At 63.7% G+C, this 19,730-nt stretch carries 20 protein-coding genes, 1 other RNA gene and 1 pseudogene; 11 read left to right on the forward strand and 11 right to left on the reverse strand.

The annotated features are described in order from the left end of the window. Nucleotides 1-16: 16 nt before the first annotated feature. Nucleotides 17-1,300, forward strand: coding sequence for a HEPN/Toprim-associated domain-containing protein (locus ASG59_RS20185; RefSeq protein ID WP_156399061.1), 1,284 nt, complete (start codon nucleotides 17-19; stop codon nucleotides 1,298-1,300). An 18-nt stretch (nucleotides 1,301-1,318) separates the two neighbouring features. Here the strand turns inward: ASG59_RS20185 and ASG59_RS00720 are convergent, their stop codons facing one another. Genes ASG59_RS00720 through ASG59_RS00730 form a run of 3 tightly spaced genes read right to left on the reverse strand, consistent with a single transcriptional unit; the run spans nucleotide 1,319 to nucleotide 2,350 of the window. After that, entirely contained in the window at nucleotides 1,319-1,522 is a 204-nt protein-coding gene (locus ASG59_RS00720) for a hypothetical protein (protein ID WP_056406413.1), read from the reverse strand. 10 nt (nucleotides 1,523-1,532) lie between these two features. Next, nucleotides 1,533-1,985 carry a hypothetical protein gene (locus ASG59_RS00725; protein ID WP_056406415.1) on the reverse strand — a complete coding sequence of 151 codons (453 nt, stop codon included), beginning with the start codon at nucleotides 1,983-1,985 and terminating at the stop codon, nucleotides 1,533-1,535. 44 nt (nucleotides 1,986-2,029) lie between these two features. Further along, complete coding sequence (locus ASG59_RS00730) at nucleotides 2,030-2,350, reverse strand: hypothetical protein (RefSeq protein ID WP_056406417.1); 321 nt, start codon at nucleotides 2,348-2,350, stop codon at nucleotides 2,030-2,032. Nucleotides 2,351-2,582: 232 nt separating this feature from the next. On the opposite strand from ASG59_RS00730, the gene ASG59_RS20190 reads away from it, so the two are divergent. Further along, nucleotides 2,583-2,741, forward strand: coding sequence for a hypothetical protein (locus tag ASG59_RS20190; protein WP_156399062.1), 159 nt, complete (start codon nucleotides 2,583-2,585; stop codon nucleotides 2,739-2,741). Next, complete coding sequence (locus ASG59_RS00735; RefSeq protein WP_082528561.1) at nucleotides 2,738-3,706, forward strand: site-specific integrase; 969 nt, start codon at nucleotides 2,738-2,740, stop codon at nucleotides 3,704-3,706. The genes ASG59_RS20190 and ASG59_RS00735 overlap by 4 nt, the downstream gene beginning before the upstream one ends. A gap of 275 nt (nucleotides 3,707-3,981) precedes the next feature. On the opposite strand, the gene ASG59_RS20195 is transcribed toward ASG59_RS00735, so the two are convergent. Genes ASG59_RS20195 through ASG59_RS19595 form a run of 3 tightly spaced genes read right to left on the reverse strand, consistent with a single transcriptional unit; the run spans nucleotide 3,982 to nucleotide 5,911 of the window. Beyond that, entirely contained in the window at nucleotides 3,982-4,722 is a 741-nt protein-coding gene (locus tag ASG59_RS20195) for a hypothetical protein (protein WP_156399063.1), read from the reverse strand. Beyond that, nucleotides 4,719-5,099: a hypothetical protein gene (locus tag ASG59_RS20200; RefSeq protein ID WP_156399064.1), complete on the reverse strand. Its 381-nt coding sequence runs from the start codon at nucleotides 5,097-5,099 to the stop codon at nucleotides 4,719-4,721. The genes ASG59_RS20195 and ASG59_RS20200 overlap by 4 nt, the downstream gene beginning before the upstream one ends. Further along, on the reverse strand, nucleotides 5,096-5,911 hold the full coding sequence (locus ASG59_RS19595; RefSeq protein ID WP_082528562.1) for a ParA family protein: 816 nt from the start codon (nucleotides 5,909-5,911) through the stop codon (nucleotides 5,096-5,098). The genes ASG59_RS20200 and ASG59_RS19595 overlap by 4 nt, the downstream gene beginning before the upstream one ends. 98 nt (nucleotides 5,912-6,009) lie before the next feature. Between ASG59_RS19595 and ASG59_RS00740 the strand changes: the two genes are divergently transcribed. Next, on the forward strand, nucleotides 6,010-6,456 hold the full coding sequence (locus ASG59_RS00740) for a hypothetical protein (protein WP_056406421.1): 447 nt from the start codon (nucleotides 6,010-6,012) through the stop codon (nucleotides 6,454-6,456). Nucleotides 6,457-6,473: 17 nt separating this feature from the next. Here the strand turns inward: ASG59_RS00740 and ASG59_RS00745 are convergent, their stop codons facing one another. Then, nucleotides 6,474-8,138, reverse strand: coding sequence for a recombinase family protein (locus tag ASG59_RS00745; protein WP_056406423.1), 1,665 nt, complete (start codon nucleotides 8,136-8,138; stop codon nucleotides 6,474-6,476). Between the two features lie 68 nt (nucleotides 8,139-8,206). Continuing rightward, nucleotides 8,207-9,190, reverse strand: a pseudogene (locus ASG59_RS00750) (ATP-binding protein); the annotation flags it as partial. Between the two features lie 161 nt (nucleotides 9,191-9,351). Between ASG59_RS00750 and ASG59_RS00755 the strand changes: the two are divergent. From ASG59_RS00755 to ASG59_RS00770, 5 genes are all read left to right on the forward strand, one after another. Next, a complete protein-coding gene (locus tag ASG59_RS00755; RefSeq protein WP_055883878.1) occupies nucleotides 9,352-9,615 on the forward strand; it encodes a PepSY domain-containing protein in 264 nt (87 codons plus the stop codon). Between the two features lie 54 nt (nucleotides 9,616-9,669). After that, an RNA gene (ffs, locus tag ASG59_RS19600) (signal recognition particle sRNA small type) lies at nucleotides 9,670-9,768 on the forward strand. A 72-nt stretch (nucleotides 9,769-9,840) separates the two neighbouring features. Continuing rightward, nucleotides 9,841-11,664 carry a DNA polymerase III subunit gamma/tau gene (locus ASG59_RS00760; protein ID WP_056406424.1) on the forward strand — a complete coding sequence of 608 codons (1,824 nt, stop codon included), beginning with the start codon at nucleotides 9,841-9,843 and terminating at the stop codon, nucleotides 11,662-11,664. Between the two features lie 71 nt (nucleotides 11,665-11,735). Next, nucleotides 11,736-12,056, forward strand: coding sequence for a YbaB/EbfC family nucleoid-associated protein (locus ASG59_RS00765; protein WP_055883883.1), 321 nt, complete (start codon nucleotides 11,736-11,738; stop codon nucleotides 12,054-12,056). Nucleotides 12,057-12,229: 173 nt separating this feature from the next. Continuing rightward, nucleotides 12,230-14,140, forward strand: coding sequence for a CHASE3 domain-containing protein (locus tag ASG59_RS00770; RefSeq protein ID WP_082528563.1), 1,911 nt, complete (start codon nucleotides 12,230-12,232; stop codon nucleotides 14,138-14,140). A gap of 26 nt (nucleotides 14,141-14,166) precedes the next feature. On the opposite strand, the gene ASG59_RS00775 is transcribed toward ASG59_RS00770, so the two are convergent. After that, nucleotides 14,167-15,783: a phosphoenolpyruvate carboxykinase gene (locus ASG59_RS00775; protein WP_156399073.1), complete on the reverse strand. Its 1,617-nt coding sequence runs from the start codon at nucleotides 15,781-15,783 to the stop codon at nucleotides 14,167-14,169. A gap of 350 nt (nucleotides 15,784-16,133) precedes the next feature. Here ASG59_RS00775 and recR point away from each other — a divergent pair, with 350 nt between their 5' ends. After that, nucleotides 16,134-16,739, forward strand: a complete 606-nt coding sequence (gene recR, locus ASG59_RS00780; protein WP_056406428.1) for a recombination mediator RecR — start codon at nucleotides 16,134-16,136, stop codon at nucleotides 16,737-16,739. Nucleotides 16,740-16,885: 146 nt separating this feature from the next. Here recR and ASG59_RS00785 read toward each other — a convergent pair whose 3' ends face one another. After that, nucleotides 16,886-17,242 (reverse strand): response regulator, encoded by a 357-nt coding sequence (locus ASG59_RS00785; protein WP_055883891.1) that lies wholly within the window; start codon nucleotides 17,240-17,242, stop codon nucleotides 16,886-16,888. 210 nt (nucleotides 17,243-17,452) lie between these two features. Between ASG59_RS00785 and ASG59_RS00790 the strand changes: the two genes are divergently transcribed. Then, entirely contained in the window at nucleotides 17,453-18,358 is a 906-nt protein-coding gene (locus tag ASG59_RS00790; protein WP_055883896.1) for an N-formylglutamate amidohydrolase, read from the forward strand. A gap of 385 nt (nucleotides 18,359-18,743) precedes the next feature. On the opposite strand, the gene galU is transcribed toward ASG59_RS00790, so the two are convergent. Continuing rightward, entirely contained in the window at nucleotides 18,744-19,610 is an 867-nt protein-coding gene (gene galU / locus ASG59_RS00795) for a UTP--glucose-1-phosphate uridylyltransferase GalU (RefSeq protein ID WP_055883899.1), read from the reverse strand. Between the last annotated feature and the right edge of the window lie 120 nt (nucleotides 19,611-19,730).

Genomic DNA, 19,730 nt, shown 5'->3' on the forward strand with positions numbered 1-19,730 from the left:
CGAACCGAGGTGCACCATGGGTACGTCTATAGAATTGATGGTAAGCGGAGTCTCGCTTGACTACGCCAAAAATATTATGGGGAATGACTACGGTTATTTATTTCAAAAAACTGATGTCGTTCGTCGGGCGTATGATGGAGATAACTACGACTACAATCGCCATCCCATTGAGGAGGAAGACGATCTAGCTGAGCGTGAGACTGCCTTCAGGCGGCCTCTTGCTCGGGTCATTCCAAGGTTAGAAGTCCTTGGGCACACGTTGGGGAGCGCCCGCTTGGAGTACGAGGCCGCTGTCGCCGAGGCGGTAAAAATTACAGAATTGATGGGCGACGAATATAAAACGGAATACTTAGCCTTTGATGAATTTTGCGCTCTCGCTAACCTTTTTCCGCTAAACAGTCTCGCCAGCACTTATATTGATTACGAAACCGACGATCGAGACACGGTCTCCCAAGGGCGCTTTGTAGCGCACTCCAAAAGCTTTGCTCGTGTGCCCTGGGCCGAAAATTCTGACATGTATTGGTCTGAATCCAGTTTCCTTTCCGCGAAGATTTGCTTACTTAGCGCTCCATCGATGCTGCTGATTTTTGCGCTTAATATACAAAATGCTGACGCCGAAGTGTTGTGGCAGTTCGGTGATATTGTGGATTCAGGATGGGTTAACCGCGAAGTGTTTGACGCTGGTGTGCGCCGAACACAATCAATTTTAATTGCAACTGAAGGTGCATCGGATGCACGCATCTTGCGCCGGGCGCTCGACCTTCTACGTCCTGACGTGACGGATTTTTTCCGCTTTATTGATGGCGACGAACGACACCACTTCTGGGGAACCGGCAACCTTGTTCGGTTTGCCGAAGGCTTGTTGCGTATCGATATTCAGAACCAAGTACTTTTCTTACTCGACAATGATGCGGAGGGGATTGACGCTTACCGCAAGCTTCAAGACTTGAAAATGCCAAGCAATCTGCGGTCGATGGTCTTACCTGAGATCGACGAACTGCGCAGCTTCCCAGCGCTCGGTCCCGAGGGGCTTTTGAATTCCGACATCAACGGGAGAGCGGCCGCCATTGAGTGCTATCTCGATCTTGATCTGCCCGAATACCCTACGGCTCGGGTAATCTGGAGCAACTACAAAAAAGACATCAACATGTGGCATGGGGCGCTAGAGTACAAAGAAACTTATGATCGCCACTTTATGAAACAAGATGCTTCAACGCTGGCGTCCGGTTCATACGACATGTCTAAACTTTCCAAAGTGCTGGACGCCTTGATTTCCGAAGCTTCGAAATTTGGCAAATGATCCGGCGCAGCACTTGTGTTACCGCCCTGGCAGAAGCGTGGTGAGCAGATTTCCCTGCCCGATCTTCCGGAATTGCGAATCCTTCGTGACGTTGGTCTTCGGATCGTACGTGCCGAGGCGACGGAACTGCGCATCGGAGAGGGCCTGTCCCCCATCCAAATCCGTGTCGAGGTATCCGAGCACGCGGAACCGGGCGTCTTTCAGGGTCTGACGATGAGCCATCGGACTCTCCTCAGTGCGGTAGCGGGATGCCGTGGGCGAGGAGGTAGGCCTTGGCCGCCGCGACAGCCTTGGTCGGGAACCGCTCGAAATGCGCCAGCACGAGGGATTCGATGGTGCAGACCCCGAGGCCGCCCGTGACCAGCAGCGTGAAGCCCGACCTCTCGCTCTTGCACAGCGCGACCAGGGTCATGAACCCGATCTCGCCGTGGTTCTTGATCGCCTGTCGGCTCCGGTTCGACTTCCGGCGCGTGCCGGTCTGCTCGTAGCGGCAGTGATCCATCAGAGCGATGGTGCCGTGGCAGGCCCCGGCGACGGGATCGGGATGAGCCTGCCGGAAGCGGTCTTGGAGTCTGACGGCGGCGGCGGACCGCAGGGCGGCGGCCTCGGGACCACCGAGACGCCGGGCCTTGCTCATGGTCATGGTGAGCGCCGTCAGAGTGCTGGCCTTGGCGGTACGAATCATGGGATGCGGCTCCTGGCTGATGCGAACGGGATGGATGAGCGGCGCTACGCCTTGAGGCTGGTGGCCTTGTGAGCGAGCCAGATCGTGCGGCGGTTCGAGGCGGCCGAGACGTGGATGCCGAACTGCTTGGAGACCTCGGTGACGGTCGCACCGGAATCGAAGGCCGCGTTCACGGCGGCGACGCCCGCCTCGGTGAGGCGGCCATCGGCGCGCTTGAGGTCGGCGGTCTCGGGTGAGTTGGCCGCCTGCTTCGTGATGAGAGTCAGCAGGCGCTCGGCGCGCTCGGCGAGCTTGCGCGCGCCCTCCTCCTGCGCGCGCGCGGCCTCCGCGATGGCCTGGATTTCGGAGACGGTGGTCGCATCCATAATGTGATTCCTGATGTCCGATGCCTGTCATCGGGTATCAGGAAGATAGCCCGGTTTAAACTGACTTCAAGTATCAGAAGTGAGATTTCTGATATCAGGTGTTGCAACGGACTCTGACCCGCGATAATGTCGGTTATCGAAGCCCAGAGGGAGGGCGCCTGCGGCGCGCGGCGGCATGACAGGATCGGGTGAAGGCACGCACGACGGACTCGGCCGTCTCATTGGTGACGGGATGCGCTATCATCGGGAGCAGATGATCCGCCTCGTGCACCTGCGTGCGCAGGGTGAGGACACCACCCGCGCCCGGCTGCTCCTCGACGCACTCGGCGATTGCCTGGACGTGATGCGCGGACACCGGAGCCGCCTCCCCACCCGGACGGTCCAGGCATGACCGCGCTTCTGATTCCGTCCGAGGGTACCCTTGGCCCTGCCCTCGACCTCGATGCGCTGGCCGCCCGCGCCGCCGGGCTCGCCGAGAACGCCCGGTCAGCAAACACGAGAAGGGCCTACCGCTCGGATTGGGCGGACTTCGAACGCTGGTGTACGGCACAGGGATTCCCCTTGCTCCCGGCCGCGCCCGCGACGGTCGGGCTCTATCTCGCCGCGCACGAGACCCGCCTGTCGGTCGCGACGCTGACTCGGCGACTCTCCGCCATCGCCGTGGCCCACCGCATGGCCGGATTCCTCATGGACACTCGGCACTCGGCCATCGCCGACGTGATGCGCGGCCTGCGCAACCGGCACGGCAGCGCTCAGCGCCACGCCGAGGCGCTGACAATTCCCCGGCTCAAACAGGTCCTGAATCAGATAGGAGACAAGCTCGGCGATCGGCGCGACCGCGCCCTGCTCCTCGTCGGCATGGCCGCCGCCCTGCGCCGATCCGAACTCGTCGCCCTCGATGTCGCCGACATCACGGTGCAGCCCGAGGGCCTGCGGATCGTGATCCGGCGCTCGAAGACCGACCAGGGCGGCGAAGGCGCGGTGCTGCCGGTCAATCGCACCGGCCGCGCGACCTGCCCAGCCGCCGCCTACGAGGCATGGCTGGCCGCCGCGGGAATCAGCGAGGGGGCGGTGTTTCGCGGGGTGGACCGGCATGGCCGCCTCGGCGGGCGGCTCTCGGGGCAGGCCGTCGCCCTGATCGTCCAGCGCCGGGCCAGCACCGCCGGGCTCGATGCGCCCGCCAGTTACGCCGGTCACTCGCTGCGGGCGGGCTTCGCCACCAGCGCCGCGCAGGCTGGGATGGGCGAGATCAAGATCGCCCGCCAGACCCGGCATGCGAGCCTCACGACCTTGCGCCGCTACGTTCGCGATGGCGTGTTGTTCAGCGAGAACCTCACTGCTGAGATCGGCCTGTAGATAGCGAAGTCGGCTATTTTGAAGAAAGCGCCCCGGAAGTAGCCGTCGAGGCTTGTGGATCAGCTTTCCGCGCAAGGTGTCTACCCACACCAGTCTCGCAAAGAACCGGCAGCATCCAGGGTCTGGAATTTATAGTCAGCCGTCAGACGCGCAACGAACCGAGCACTGTCTATACATCCGCAACAATGCGCGATTAGGACGTAATCTAAACGTTAAAGCCGATCCCTGACTGCCAACTGAGTCTCTTGGATATCATCCTCATCACAAGAAGCAAGCTATTTGACCGTAATCTTTAGTTCGCTTTTCAGTTTTGCTCGCTTCGCCTCAGAAATCGCGTAGAACAAAATTTGCCTAAGCGCGGGTAACTGAGTTGCGGTTAGCTTGTCGCGATATAGAGAAACAATCAGGAGTACGACAGATTCGATTGTCTTTCTCTCACGTGCGGCCCACATTCCCACCTTTGCTGCGTCCGTCTTCCATAGTAAGATTTCTGAAGCACTGTCGGTCATTCGAAAGCTCGCAGCGGAACCATGTACAGCCTGCGAAAGTGTAGCATACTCATCCTTTATCGCTTCCAAACCAGATAAAGCTGCCGGAACACCTTGCAGGGAAGGATGATCAAGGAAGTACTTCATCAGGTCCGTAAAGCCAATGCGAAATTTTCCATGGCTCCAAAGCTCAAGCTCGATTGGATGATCCTTGAAATACAGCGCGGCCAAACAATTTTCAATAAAGCTGCGCAAAGCCTTAAGTGCAGATCGCCAACTACCAACTGAGGCATTTACATGAGAAACAAGGGTGTCGTTGTGAGCTTCAAAGAAAAACTTAGCGCTTTCTGGAGAAAGGCTCGGCATTATAATGTCGTGCTTGATTCCATTTAAAGCGCTGATCCTACGATAGCTTTCAAGATAAAACTTGTTGATCTCCAGAGCCTTAACATTCGCGCTCGCTTGCTGCTTCCACCCAGCACTAAACTTATCAAAATTCGCCTTCAACTCATCTTCGAATGCACTCATCTAACTGTCATCAGAAATTGCAGAGCTTTCATTAGTTCTGGGGATGTGCTTGACCGGGATTTCTCGGTAGCCTTCGTCAGCACGTTTCTAGCTTCTGGGTTACTCTCCAGAAACTTAAGCAGTCGTCCCAATATATTTCTCGACGAATCTTTCTGATTCACCGGAACATCAAACTTGTTTTCTTTGATCAATGTGATCCATTGATTTTTATCAAACTCGGATAGTGCGACTAGCATGTTTAACGCAGGCAGAGCATTAGACTGGTCGATCTTCGATTTCTTCGAGCTAAAATCCAGTGATTCAACCTCACCGTTTGGGGATGAGCGAAGGATTCGGGCGAGAATTTCGAGTGCCGCGGCAAGCTCATGCGTTTTCATAGGCCAAGCTCCGCAAGTATCTCAGCGCTAAGAGCGGCAAACTCGTTCGCTGCATCTTTATCGTTCATCTGAAAAACGGACACATTTTTTGAGGTGGCTTCACTGACCGCCGATCGCTCTCGAATCTCGGTCTGAAATACCTTGTCGCCGAATGTGGTACGAAGCGACTCCATGGTCTGAGCACGATAGTAGGACGGTCGGCCAACCCTCGACATAGCTATGCCGACGTGCTCGATAGGCGACTCAAGTTCATCGGAAAATTTCGCGACACGAGTGAGTAGCAACGCAATCCCAAGGCCGGATAAGAAATCTGGGGAGACTGGAACAACGTAATGCGTACTGAGCGCCAAAGCATTTTGTGTTGGAACTGTTAAGTTTGGCGGACAATCGCATATAACAATGTCGTAATTATCAACGATATCTTTTAGTGCCCTGCGAAGCTTAGTCTCCCTCGCATTAGCAGCACCAAGATCGAGATCAATCGTAAACAAGTCTAGGTGAGAAGGTATCAAATCAACATTCTGGAATACCCCCCTTTTGATTACACTGGCTGGGTCCTTTGCTGCTCCCTCCGCGCTGGCGTGGTTCCGAACACCAAGTAGGTCTGCGACAGTTCCATGTTCTGCTGCATGCTTTTGCCAATCCTCAGGCGAAATGCACGAAAATGTCGCGTTCGTTTGAGGGTCGAGATCGATCAGCAGGGTCTTGAGATTCTTCATGCCACAATAAGCGGCGAAATTAACCGCAAGTGCAGTCTTCCCAACTCCGCCTTTCAAATTAACGCAGGCAACAATTTTAACTTCACCGGACACTCAGATTCCTTTCGAAGAACCAATCATAACATTGTTATTCCTGATACGCGAACATCCGTCCTGATTAAGATACAGGTGACTTCATTATCCGTGCCTCAATGGTCACATCCATTTCGGTGGTGGGCACCCTCCCCTATGCGCTTGAAAAAGTCGAGGAGTTCTGCCTGGTGAACACGGGCGGTCTTGCGCCTTTGCACAGGATGGGTGCGTCGCAAACGGCCTTTGAGCAGCACCGTGCCAGAGGGATGATGAGAGGCTGCTGTCAAACGAACTCATGGTGGTTTTCAATAGCCGATCGGATCGATCCAGCGCTTCAGTACAGGGATGGGGAGCTTGCCGTCGTCGCCGTGATCTCCGTTCTCGTGACCAACGATCTCGTTCTGGAGGTCGTCGGGGTACTCGATCTCGCTCAGGTGGATGTGAACGCGGTGGCGCAGGCTGAAGACGACCTTCCGCGGTTCCTTGGTGATGGTTCAATGGATGGCGCGCAGCCGGTTCTTCGAGAGGTTTTCTTAGGCCGAGGTCCTCGAACCGCGCACCAGTGATCTTCGCAGGCCAATGATTAAAGCCTGCTCGCAGCCGTCTGTTTTTGGTGCAATAAGGCTGCGTTCTCTCCAAATCCGCCACGGGTGGTCACATGGCTCCGATTAGGGGTTTCAACACTGAACCAGTAGTTGCCGACCTCAATCTTGGTTCGCTTGGCCGACGTATCGCACTTCATCTGAGTGATCATTTGAGCGAGCGCGTCAGCTAGGCGATTGCGAATGACCAAGCGTTCGGCGTCCGAGGCAATGTTCATCTTTTCAAAGAACTCGATTGCGTTGTTGATCAAGCCAGGACGTGCCCTCCAAGCATGGGCTTCGCGATTGGAATCGGCTTTCAGGTCGCTGAGGCGTGCCTGGGCGTCCCTCAGTACGGGACGAAGCCTATCAATAACGGGGCCGAACTCCTCCTCGAATCCGGCTTCCTTCAAGATCATGGCGATAGCTCGATCCCGCTGTTCAGTGAGGGCCGCGATCTCGATCTCCGTGCGGGCTATGGCGTCTTCGATCGCCGGTAGAGGGTTGTCGGGATTCTCAGCCTTGACGATCTCCGTCCATGGAATCTTGCTTAGAAATCCGAGCACGGCAGATTCCAGCTTTTCATAGTTGATCATCCCCTGGCTCTCGCACTTGAAACGGCGCTTTCGGCTGGAGCACATCAGAAACTTGATTGGTGCGGGTCCGTCCTGAGTCTGTGCGCGGTTGCGGGTCATCTCCATAGTACCGCCGCAGTGGCTGCACTTCGCCACCCCAGTGAACAGATTTGAAAGGGTCAGCCCCTTGCGTCCGGGTTTGCCTTCGCGGGGACTTCTGGCCGCCTGCGCCCGGTGAAACAGTTCGGGGGTGATAATCTCTGGAATGTACCCCTTCGGCATCTCCACACCACGGATAGTCATCTCACCCAGTACCTGCCGATTTTGGAGAAGCTTCGAGATGTAGCTCTGATACCACCCTTGCCTCTTGTGATCTTTGCCGACACTGGCGCGAAACACTTCTCTGCGCTGCTCGTTCAGGCGCTTAGCGATGGAGTGGTCGTTCACTCCATCAGCCCGCCACTCGAAGATTAGGTTCACGGTCTCGACGACTCTGAGTTCGTCCAGGCCGACGACGTACCGGTTCGTGACCGGGTCGATTGAAACCCATGGAGGGCCGAGATAGCCCTTAATCGCGCAGCCCGTCTTGAGAGCAAGCTTGATGCGGCTGCGCCATGCACTCGTGACGAGGTCGCTCTTGCGCGCGGACTCGCCGTGCGCCCGATTCATCGCGCCAATGATCTCCCAAATCCGGTTAGGCTCTTTCTTCAGGCTCTCGCGGGACAAGTCCTGATTCATGTCGCAGATCGCGATTGTGCAATCGTGCTTCAGTATCGTGCTGAACCTGTCGAAGGCGTCCATGAAGGGCTCACGGCTCAGACGATCCAGCGACTCGACGATCAGGATCAATGGCCTGGGGAAATCACCTTGCTCCAGCCCCGCAATGATGCGCGACAGCGCACCCTCACGCGCGTGCTTACCCCTGAAGCTGGATACCCCGTCATCGGAGAGGTGCTGGACAAGGTGCACGTCCGGATTCCGGGCTAGGTAGTCGTTGAGCGCCTTTTCCTGCCGCTCGATGGTCGAGCCTTTAGCCTGCCGTTCGTGGCTGAACCGCGAATACGATATCGCGTATCGGACCGCCTCGCCCATCTCTAACTCCTTGACGCCTCACAGAGTTAGCACGCTGAGACAGAAGGTGAGGAATCGCAATACGAGGTGGCCCGCGCGATCATGACCTCACCGGTCTCCATCGGCTGGCGCAGCGAATCGAGCACCTGGGGCGTGAACTCCGGCAACTCGTCGAGGAAGAGCACGCCGCCGTGGGCCAGCGAGGCCTCGCCGGGGCGCGCGTTGAGGCCGCCGCCGACCAGGGCGGCCATCGAGGCCGAATGATGCGGCTGCCGGAACGGGCGCCGGTTCGAGAGGGCACCGCCCTTCAACTCGCCCGCCACCGACTGGATCATCGAGACTTCGAGGAGTTCGCGGGGACTGAGCGGCGGCAGGATCGACGGCAGCCGGGCCGCGAGCATCGACTTGCCGGCCCCGGGCGGGCCGTTCATCAGGAAATTGTGGCCGCCGGCCGCGGCGATCTCCAGGGCGCGCTTGGCGCCCTCCTGGCCCTTGATGTCGCGCAGGTCCGGCAGGTTGGAGGGCGGCGCGGCCATGGCCGGCTCCGGCCGCGCCATCACCTGGCTGCCCTTGAAGTGGTTGGCGAGCTGCACGAGCGAGCGTGGCGCCAGGACGTCGATGTCACCGCCCGCCCAGGCGGCCTCCGGTCCGGTCGCCGCCGGGCAGATCAGGCCGAGACCGCGGGCGCCCGCGGCCATGGCGGCGGGCAGCACCCCGGAGACGGCGGTGATGGTGCCGTCCAGGGCCAGTTCGCCCAGCACGCAATAGCCCGCGAGCGCATCGGCCGGCAGGGCGCCGATGGCACCCATCACCGCCAATGCGATTGGCAGGTCGTAGTGCGAGCCCTCCTTAGGCAGGTCGGCGGGCGCGAGATTGACGGTGATGCGCTTGGCCGGCAGGGCCAGGCCCGAGGCGATGAGGGCCGAGCGCACCCGCTCGCGCGATTCCGCCACCGCCTTGTCGGCGAGACCCACCACCATGAAGGCGACTGCCCCGTTGGCGATCTGGACCTGCACGTCGACGGCGCGCGCCTCGATTCCCTCGAAGGCGACGGTAGCGACGCGCGTGACCATGGTTCCTCCGAGCCGGTGCCCCGGGTTCCAGCCTAAGGCGCAGCTCCGGCGGAGACAACTCCGGCGTGCATCGCGCCGGAAGCTGGCGTGGAACCCGGTTGGGGCGGCAATCGTTCGCAGGGCGTCACGAGACGACGTTTCGACCTCAAGGAGCTTTTTCCATGTCGATCAAGACCACCGGCCTTCTCGCCGCCGCCCTCGGCTTCGCCTTCACCGGCGCCGCCTTCGCTGACCGCGAGCCGACCCCCGAGGAACTGACCAAGATCGAAGCCGTCCTGAAGAAGGAAGGCTTCACCAAGTGGAAGAAGATCGAGGTCGAGGACGACGAGATCGAGATCGACGACGCCATCGACGCCAACGGCAAGCAGTTCGACATCGAGCTCGACCCCAAGACCTACGCCATCACCAAGCGCAAGGCCGAATAGCGCCACGCCGGACGGCGCGCTTGCGTTCGCGAAGCGCGCCCGCCATATAGCGCCTGGGAGGTTGGCGAGGGACGTTTCACTCGCCAACCGGGTCAGGTCCGGAAGGAAGCAGCCCTAACGAGACCGAGCGGGTCTTCGTCCAGCCTCCCACCTCGGCACCGTCCTGCGTCGGGCCTCCCCATCGGGGACGCGCAACCATCATCAAGGCGGCGTGATCAGGACGGCATGGACGCGACTTCCGGTCCTCAGAGCGACGCGCCGGGCCTTGCGGGCCTGGAACCGCCATCTGCCGCTGCGGCGCCCTACAGGGTGCTGGCGCGCAAGTACCGGCCCAAGGATTTCGACGACCTGATCGGCCAGGGCGCCATGGTGCGGACCCTGGCCAACGCCTTCTCCGCCAACCGTATCCCGCAGGCCTGGATGCTGACCGGCGTGCGCGGGGTCGGCAAGACCACCACCGCCCGCATCCTGGCCCGCGGCCTCAACTACGTCCGCGACGGCCATCCCGACACCGGCCCGACGATCCACATGCCGGAACTCGGTCGCCATTGTCAGGCGATCATGGAATCCCGGCACATGGACGTGCTGGAGATGGACGCCGCCTCCCACACCGGCGTCGACGACATCCGCGCCATCGTCGACGGCATCCGCTATTCGCCGGTGTCGGCCCGCTACAAGGTCTACATCGTCGACGAAGTGCACATGCTCTCGACGAACGCCTTCAATGCGTTCCTGAAGACGCTGGAAGAGCCGCCGCCCCACGCCAAGTTCGTCTTCGCGACCACCGAGATCCGGAAGGTCCCGGTGACGATCCTCTCGCGCTGCCAGCGGTTCGACCTGCGCCGGGTGGAGGCGGATGTGCTCTCCGCCCACCTCTCGAAGATCTGCGCCGCCGAGGGCGTCGAGGCCGAGGCCGAGGCGCTCGCTGCCATCACCAGGGCCGCGGAAGGCTCGGTGCGCGATGCGCTCTCGCTATTGGATCAGGCCATCGCCCATGGCGCCGGCCTCGTGGGCAGCGCCAGCGTGCGCGACATGCTGGGGCTGGCCGACCGCGGCCGCATCGTCGACCTGTTCGAGGCGGCGATGCGCGGCGACATCCCGGCCTGTTTTTCCGAACTGCGCTCGCAATACGAGTCCGGTGCCGATCCGGCGGTGGTGATGTCGGACCTGGCGGGCTTCACGCATCTGGTCACCCGCCTCAAGCTTGTCCCCGAGGCCGCCGCCGCCGATCCGACGCTGAGCGAGGCGGAACGCGTCCGCGGAGGCGATTTCGCCCGGCGCCTCTCGATCCGCGTCCTGTCGCGCACCTGGCAGATCCTGCTCAAGGCGATCCCAGAGGTCCAAGCCGCAGCCCGCCCCCTCGCAGCCGCCGAGATGGCGCTGGTGCGCCTCGCCTACGCCGCCGACCTTCCCACGCCCGACGAGGCCCTGCGCAGGCTCAAGGCCGACGCCCTCGACGCTGCTCCGGCACCACATCCGACCGCACCCGAGATGGCTCCCGGCAGGCCGCCGCTCGCATTGGCGAGCGGCGGCGGACCACGCACCGCCCACGTCGCCATGGTCTCCACGCCCCGACCGGAAGCCGGTGCGGTGCCGGCGGTGGCGCGTGCGACCGCCCCCGAGGGGCCGCGCCTGACCCGGTTCGAGGACGTGATCGCCATGGCCGAGGCCCGGCGTGACATCGGCCTCAAGATGGCGCTCGAACGCTCGGTGCACCTCGTGCGGTTCGAGGAGGGCCATATCGAATTCCGCCTCGCCGATGGCGGGCGCCAGAGCATCGCCAACGACCTGGCCCGCGCCCTCGACACCTGGACCGGGCGGCGCTGGATCGTCGCCCTTTCCAAGGAGGCGGGCGAGGCCACGGTCGAGGCCCGGACCCGCGTGGCTCTTGAAGCCCGTCATCAGGACGCCGCCGCACACCCGCTGGTGCGCGAGGTACTGTCGCGCTTTCCCGGTGCCCAGATCGTCGACGTCCGCGACAAGGCCGTCGAAGCGCCCGTGGCGCCCGCTCCCTCCGGCGATGCCGAGACCGAGGGCGACGAGCCGTAGCGCGCGACATCGGCCCGACCTACATCCGCTCCACCGTCACCGTCACCGTCACCAACGCCGGGATTCGAGACATGCGCGACCTCATGGGGATCATGAAGCAGGCTCAGGCCATGCAGGAGAAGATGGCATCGCTGCAGGAAGAGCTCGACCGTATCGAGGTCTCCGGCGCCTCCGGCGGCGGGGCGGTGCGTGTCACCATGACGGCCAAGGGCGCGGTCAAGGCCGTGGCTCTCGACCCGGATTTGATGAAGCCCGACGAGCGCGAGATCCTGGAGGATCTCCTCGTGGCCGCCCTCAACGACGGCCGCGCCAAGGCGGACGCGACCATGCAGGAGCGCATGGCCGAACTCACGCAAGGCCTGCCGATCCCGCCGGGGATGAAGCTGTTCTGAACGGCGTCGGCTCCCCGGCCCTTGCTCCGGCAAAGCCGGGGTCGGCACCTGTGGATCCGATCACACGATCATTTGTAAAGTTTCGGAAGATCGACGTCCGTCGGCGTCGGCATGTTGCCGTCGCGACGTCCGGGTGAAACGGTGGCTCACCACAGCGCCACCAGACCCCTGTCATGACACACGACGATACGCTGCCCCCGGTCGAAGCGATCGGGGCGGTCCCCCACGAATCGAGGCTGCGTGGGGTCGCTCCGGTCGTGGCCATCCTCGGGTTGCTCGTCGCCGTCGTCGTCACCACCGCGGCCCTGGTGTCGGTGCAGGCCCGCAACTCCGCCGAGCTGCGACGGGTCATCGATCTGAGGCGCGATCTGACCGATGTGTTCTCCGGTCTCCAGGATGCCGAGACCGGGCAGCGCGGGTATCTTCTGACGGGCAACCCCGCCTACCTGACCCCCTACGAGCAGGCGATCGGCGGCATCGGCCGGCGCCTCGCGTCGATCTCGGGCGCCGTCGATGCGCCGATGCGTCCGGACGTCGCGCGCCTCTCCGCGCTGGCAGACGCCAAGCTCGCAGAACTGAGGGAGTCGGTGGGGCTGTACGCCGACGGTCGGATCGGCGACGCCCTCGACCTGGTGCGGACCGACCGCGGCAAGGCGGTGATGGACGAGATCCGTTCCTCGAGCGATCGCCTGTATGCCGCCAACGACCAGATCGCCGTCGACCGGCAGAGGACTGCGAGTTCCGCCGCCGCCTGGCTACAAGCGACGGTGGCCGCCGCCATCGTCCTCGTCGTCCTGTTGGGCGCTTTCGTCCTGTCGGAGGCCCGGCGCCGGCAACGGAGCATGGCCCAGGCTCAGGCTGCCCTCGCGCAGGCCAACCGCGCCCTCGTTTCCACCGCCGCCAGGCGCGACGTGCTCGAAGAGCAGTTGCGGCAAGCGCAGAAGATGGAGGCGCTGGGGCAGCTCACCGGTGGCATGGCCCACGACTTCAACAACATGCTCGCCATCGTGATCGGCAACCTGTGCTTGATGCGGCGGCGGGTCGAGGGCGGCGAGATCCGGATCGAGCGCTACATCGATCACGCCCTGGAGGGGGCGGAACGGGCCGCGACCCTGACGCGCCGTCTCCTAGCCTTTGCCCGCCGCCAGCCGCTCCAACCCGAGCCGCTAGCCTGCAACCGCCTGATCGCGACCCTGGCCGAACTGGTGCGGGGCAGCCTCGGCGAGACCATCCACATCGAGACGGTGCTCGCCAGCGGCCTCTGGCAGACGATGGCAGATGCCAGCCAATTGGAGAGCGCGATCGTCAACCTCACGGTCAACGCCCGCGATGCCATGCCCGAGGGCGGGCGGCTGACCATCGAGACCGCCAACGCCCACCTCGACGAGGCCTATGCCCAAAGCCACACCGATGTGGCGCCCGGACAATACGTCCTCATCGCGGTGACGGACGACGGCTCGGGCATGGACCCCGAGGTGGCGGACCGCGCCGTCGATCCGTTCTTCACGACCAAGGCGGTGGGGCGCGGGACCGGGCTCGGGCTCAGCCAGGTCTACGGCTTCGTCAAGCAGTCGGGCGGGCACCTGAAGATCTACTCGGAGGCCGGCTACGGCACGACGGTGAAGATCTACCTGCCGCGGCTCGTCGGGCTCGACCGCGACGGCCCGGATCCGCTGGCCGACGCCGCGGCGCCCCTGCCCGCGGGCTCGCCGCAGGAGATCATCCTGGTTGTGGAGGACGAGGACGATGTGCGGCGCGTCGCCGTCGAGGCCCTGCGCGACCTCAACTACACGGTGATCCACGCCGATTGCGCGGCCGGCGCCCTGACGTTGCTCGACAGCCATCCGACCGTGTCGCTGCTGTTCACCGACGTGGTCATGCCCGACCTCGACGGTCGCCGGCTGGCGGAAGCGGCCCGGCGCAAGCGTCCCGATCTGAGGGTCCTCTACACGTCGGGCTATTCGCGAAACGCCATCGTCCACAACGGCATCGTCGATGCGGACGTGCGGCTGCTGGGCAAGCCCTACACCCTCGAGCAACTGGCGACCAAGGTGCGGCAGGCCATCATGGACCGAGCGGCCTGATCGAAATCCAGCCGCCCACCGGCCGTTCAGGCCGCGATCACCCGCGGCACCGGCTCGGCCGCGCGGACGTCGGCGTCCACATGCGCCTCGAACCGCTTGAAGTTCTCCCGGAACATGCCGACGAGGCGGGTCGCGGTCTCGGCGAAGGCGGCCTTGTTGTTCCAGGTGTCCACAGGCGAGAGCACATGCGTCTCGACGCCCGACACGGCGGTCGGCACCGCGAACCCGAAATAGGGGTCCTTGCGGAACGGGACCTTGGCCAACGACCCGTCGAGGGCCGCGCTCAGCAGGCGCCGCGTCACGCGGATCGGCATGCGCCGGCCGGTGCCGACGCCGCCGCCCGTCCAGCCTGTGTTGACGAGCCAGCAGTCGACCTCGTGCCGGGCGATGAGGTCGCGCAGCAGGTTGCCGTAGGTGCTCGGGTGGCGCGGCATGAAGGGCGCGCCGAAGCAGGTGGAGAAGGTCGCCTCCGGCGCGGTCAAGCCGCGCTCGGTGCCCGCCACCTTGGCGGTGTAGCCAGACAGAAAGTGGTACATCGCCTCGGCCCCGGTGAGCCTGGCGATGGGTGGCATCACCCCGAAGGCGTCGCAGGTCAGCATGACGATGTTCTTGGGGTGCCCCGCCCGCCCGGTGGCGCTGGCATTGGCGATGAAGTCGAGCGGGTAGGCGCAGCGGGTGTTCTCGGTGAGCGAGGCGTCGTCGAAGTCCGGTACCCGGGTCTCGGGATCGATCACCACGTTCTCCATCACCGTCCCGAACCGCTCGGTGGTGGCGTAGATCTCGGGCTCGGCGTTGCGCGAGAGGCGGATGGTCTTGGCGTAGCAGCCGCCCTCAAAGTTGAAGATCCCGTCCCCGGCCCAGCCGTGCTCGTCGTCGCCCAGGAGCTGGCGCGAGGAATCGTTGGAGAGGGTGGTCTTGCCGGTGCCCGACAGGCCGAAGAACAGGGCTGAATCGCCGGTCGCGTCGAGGCCGGCGTTGGCCGAGCAATGCATCGGCATCACCCCGGCCTCGGGCAGCACGTAGTTGAGGTAAGTGAAGACCGATTTCTTCATCTCGCCGGCATAGGCGCTGCCGCCGATGAGGACGATCCCGCGCGTGAGATCCATGGCGATCACCGTCTTCGACCGGCAGCCGTGGCGGTGCGGCTGGGCCTCGAAGCTCGGCAGGTCGATGATGGTGAGGTCGGGCACGAAGGAGGCCAGCGCGTCCCGCTCGGGCCGGATCAGCAGGTTGCGGATGAACAGGGAGTGCCAGGCGAGTTCGGTGAACACCCGGGCCTGGGCCCGGTGGGCCGGGTCGGCGCCGCCGTAGAGATCCTGCGCGAAGAGTTCGCGACCCTCGGCGTGGGCTAGGAAGTCGGACAGCAGCGCGTCGAACTGCTCGGGCGTGATGGCGCCGTTGTTCTCCCACCAGACCTCGTTTTCCGTGCTGGCGTCACGCACCACGAACTTGTCCTTGGGCGAGCGGCCGGTATGGCTGCCGGTGGTGGCCACGAGGGCGCCTCCACGAGCGAGCTTGGCCTCGCCGCGGGCGAGGGATTCCTCGTAGAGCCGCGGTGCCTCCAGGTTCCAGTGCACGGCCTTCAGGTTGCGCAGGCCGATCGCCTCGGCCCCGTGGTCCCTGTTGATGGGGCCCGCGTCGATGTCACCGATGTCGTTCACGTGTCTCTCCTCGGGCCCCTGATCGCGCCGCTGTCCGAAGGGTCGTGGCACCGCCGTGGCGCCGCGATCCGTATCGACGATGCGTCCGCGCGGTCGGTCAGGTCCGCCGCGCGCAGGTTCACCGCGTCGTCGCTTGGTCCTGTCTGGCATAGACCGCAAAGAAGGGTCGTCAACCGATCCGGGAGGAGGACGGGAGACGTCTGCCGAGGATTGTCAGCCGCCCGGTTCGACGCCGATCGATCGCCCTCGGGACGCCGAACGAAGCGGCAGACCGCCGCCGGATGCCCTATGTCGGGGGCTGCGGCCCTTCATCATCCCAACACGGAAGTCCCATGCGCCAAGCCGTCGCCGGTCCCGAGATCGAGCGCCTCATCCAACTCCTCGCACGGCTACCGGGACTCGGCCCCCGTTCGGCGAGGCGCGCCGCGCTGACGTTGATCAAGAAGCGGGACACGTTGCTCGGGCCGCTGTCCGAGGCCATGCGCGTGGCCGTCGAGCGCATCGTCGTGTGCGGCAACTGCGGCAACGTCGATACCTGCGATCCCTGCACCGTCTGCGCGGACGCGAACCGCGACCCCGCGACCCTGGTGGTGGTGGAGGACGTCTCGGATCTATGGGCGCTGGAGCGGTCGGGGGCGGTGAGCGCGCGCTACCACGTACTCGGCGGCGTGCTGTCCGCGCTCGACGGAGTGCGGCCCGAGCACCTGAACCTTCAGAGCCTCGTGGAGCGTGCGAGCGACCCGGCGGTGAAGGAGATCATCCTGGCCCTGAACGCCACCGTCGACGGCCAGACCACCGCTCATTACGTCACCCAGTCGCTCGCCCATCTCGGCTTGACGACGACTAGGCTCGCCCATGGCGTCCCCGTGGGGGGAGAACTCGATTACCTCGACGAGGGGACGCTCTCGGCCGCCATCCGCAGCCGCACTGCCTTCTAACGGCGCCGGTGCTGGCGGCGAAGCCGGAAACGACGTGGACGAGAGCGCCTGGCCATGATCCGGACGGTCGAACGAAGGCGCCTGCGTCAGCCCCGATGGCGGCGAAAGCCGTCATCGGGCGCTTCTCGCGAACGGGGCATGCCGCGTCAGGCGGCGAGCAGCTTCTCGACCTCGTTGACCAGGTCACGCAGGTGGAACGGCTTCGAGAGGACTTTGGCGTCCTTGGGAGCCTTCGAATCCGGATTGAGGGCCACCGCGGCGAAACCGGTGATGAACATCACCTTGATGTCGGGGTCGAGCTCGGTGGCGCGACGCGCCAGTTCGATCCCGTCCATCTCCGGCATCACGATGTCGGTCAGAAGCAGCTCGAACGGTTCTTCGCGCAGGCGGTTGTAGGCCGACAGGCCGTTGTCGAAGGACAGCACCTCGTAGCCGGCGTTCTGCAACGCCTTGGCGAGAAAGCGGCGCATGTCGTTGTCGTCTTCCGCCAGAAGAATCTTCATTGCGCGGCGTCCCATACCCTTCGAATCGCTGTGTTCCTCCCATAAAGCGTCGACTTGGTAAACAAGGTGTTGAGATCCGCGCCACGGCCGGTGCGACGGGGCACATCCTGAGACGGCGCGGCCCCTGCATCTCGCACGCGACGATCTTGAGTGGACAGTGACGATGGGAGCCAGCAAAGTGAGGGCGTGCGTTCTCCCGTCGACAGCGCGATGACCGAGCCCTTTTCGAACCAGACCCCGTCCGCGATCGCCTTCGACCCGCCCTTCGTCGTGGACGAGCCGGGGACGCATACCCTCCCGTTCGTCTTCAACACGCCCCACTCCGGCTCGGTCTATCCCCGTCCGTTCCTGACCGCCTCGCGCCTCGACGCCCTGGCCCTTCGCCGCTCCGAGGACGCGCATGTGGACCGCCTGTTCGCACCGGTGGTCGATCTCGGCGCGCCGCTGATGCGCGCGCACTTCCCGCGGGCCTATCTCGACGTGAACCGCGAGCCCTACGAGCTCGACCCGCGCATGTTCGAGGGCCGGCTGCCGCCGTTCGCCAACACCCGGTCGATGCGGGTAGCCGGCGGGCTCGGGACCGTGCCGCGGGTCGTCGCGGACGGGCAGGAGATCTACCGCGGGCGCCTGCCCGTGGAGGAGGCGATCGCCCGCATCGAAGGCCTCTACAAGCCCTATCACCGCACCCTGCGCGGCCTGATCCAGCGCACCGCGCGGCAGTTCGGCCATGCCATCCTGATCGATTGCCACTCGATGCCCTCTTCGAGCCTCGGGCGGGAGGAGGCCGGCCGGGCCGACATCGTGCTGGGCGACCGCTTCGGCACGAGTTGCTCGCCCCTGCTCACGGGGCTGGTGGAGCACCACCTGCGCGCCTGCGGCTTCAAGGTCCTTCGCAACAAGCCCTATGCCGGCGGTTTCATCACCGAGCACTACGGCGAGCCCGGCATCGGCCGTCATGCCCTCCAGATCGAGATCAACCGGGGCCTCTACATGAACGAGGCGTCGCTGGCGGTGACCGGCCGGTTCTCCGACCTCGTCTGGCAACTGCGGGGCATGGTCGTCGCGGTGGCCGCCGAGATCACGGACCTTGCGCCTCGCCGCATCGCCGCCGAATAGGGCCGCGTCCCGGCGGGTCGAGGGACGGGAGCAGAGGGTTTCGTGCGCCCCCGGAGCAGGACATCACTCGACAAAGCGTGCGCCCAACAAAAAAGGCCGCTCCGAAGAGCGGCCCGAAGTCTAGGGAGGAAACGCCCAAGAAGGGCTGCGAGACCGCGACGCCATCGCGATCTCGCAATGCAATAATTAATTTGCGTCGCACAAAACACAAGAGCCGTTTCGCATATTCCGGCTGCGCTGTGCGCATGCCCCCGCCGCGTTAAGCGCAGCGATCCCCATTGTGGTCGAGCCGGAGGATGTCGGTGGTTCGGCTCGTGCCTGCCCGGCCCCCATCGGGGTGCCGGTCAGGCAGCGAGTCCGGCACTCCTCTCGCACAGGGACGCACTCAGTCTTCGCGCAGAAGCCGCGCGATCTCGGCCTTGAGCGGGCCGGCGAGATCCTGTCGCTCGAGGGCGTAGGCGATGTTGGCGGCGAGAAAGCCGATCTTGGAACCGGTGTCGTAGGTCCGCCCCTCGTAATGCATGCCGTAGAAGCTCTGCTGCTGGGACAGGGCGATCATGGCGTCGGTGAGCTGGATCTCGCCACCGGCCCCCTTCTCGCCACGCTCCAGGATCGAGAAGATCTCGGGCTGGAGGATGTAGCGGCCGGAAATGATGAAGTTCGAGGGCGCGGTGCCGGCCTTGGGCTTCTCGACCATGCCGTTGATCTCGAAGGTCTGGCCGAAGGTCTCCCCGACGCCGACGATGCCGTACTGATGCGTCTCCTCGGGGGCGACCTCCTCGACGGCGATCACGTTGCCGCCGTGGCGCTCGTAGGCGGCGAGCATCTGGCCCATGCAGCCGCGGCTGAGCATGTCGGGGAGGAGAACGGCGAAGGGCTCGTCGCCGACGATCTCGCGGGCGCACCAGACGGCGTGGCCGAGGCCGAGCGGCGCCTGCTGGCGGGTGAAGCTGACCTGGCCGGCCTTGGGCAGGTCGCGCTTCAAATCCTCGTAGGCCGCCTGTTTGCCGCGCTCGCGCAGCATCTGGTCGAGTTCGAAGGCGATGTCGAAATGGTCCTCGATCACCGCCTTGTTGCGGCCGGTCACGAAGATGAAGTGCTCGATGCCCGCTTCGCGCGCCTCGTCGACCACGTGTTGGACGACCGGCCGGTCGACCACCGTCAGCATCTCCTTGGGGACGGCCTTCGTCGCAGGAAGAAAGCGGGTGCCGAGGCCCGCGACAGGAAGGACGGCCTTGCGAATCGGTTTCATCGAGCGGAACCCGGTGCGGAGAGGTGGAAAGGCGGACGGTGGACGTGTCGTCTCGGATGGACCAGCCCTGCCTGCCATCACGATCCCTCATGCGGCATAAACGATGTGGTGCATTTTCGA

Origin of the sequence: Methylobacterium sp. Leaf466, assembly GCF_001425565.1 — a bacterium.
Lineage (GTDB): Bacteria > Pseudomonadota > Alphaproteobacteria > Rhizobiales > Beijerinckiaceae > Methylobacterium.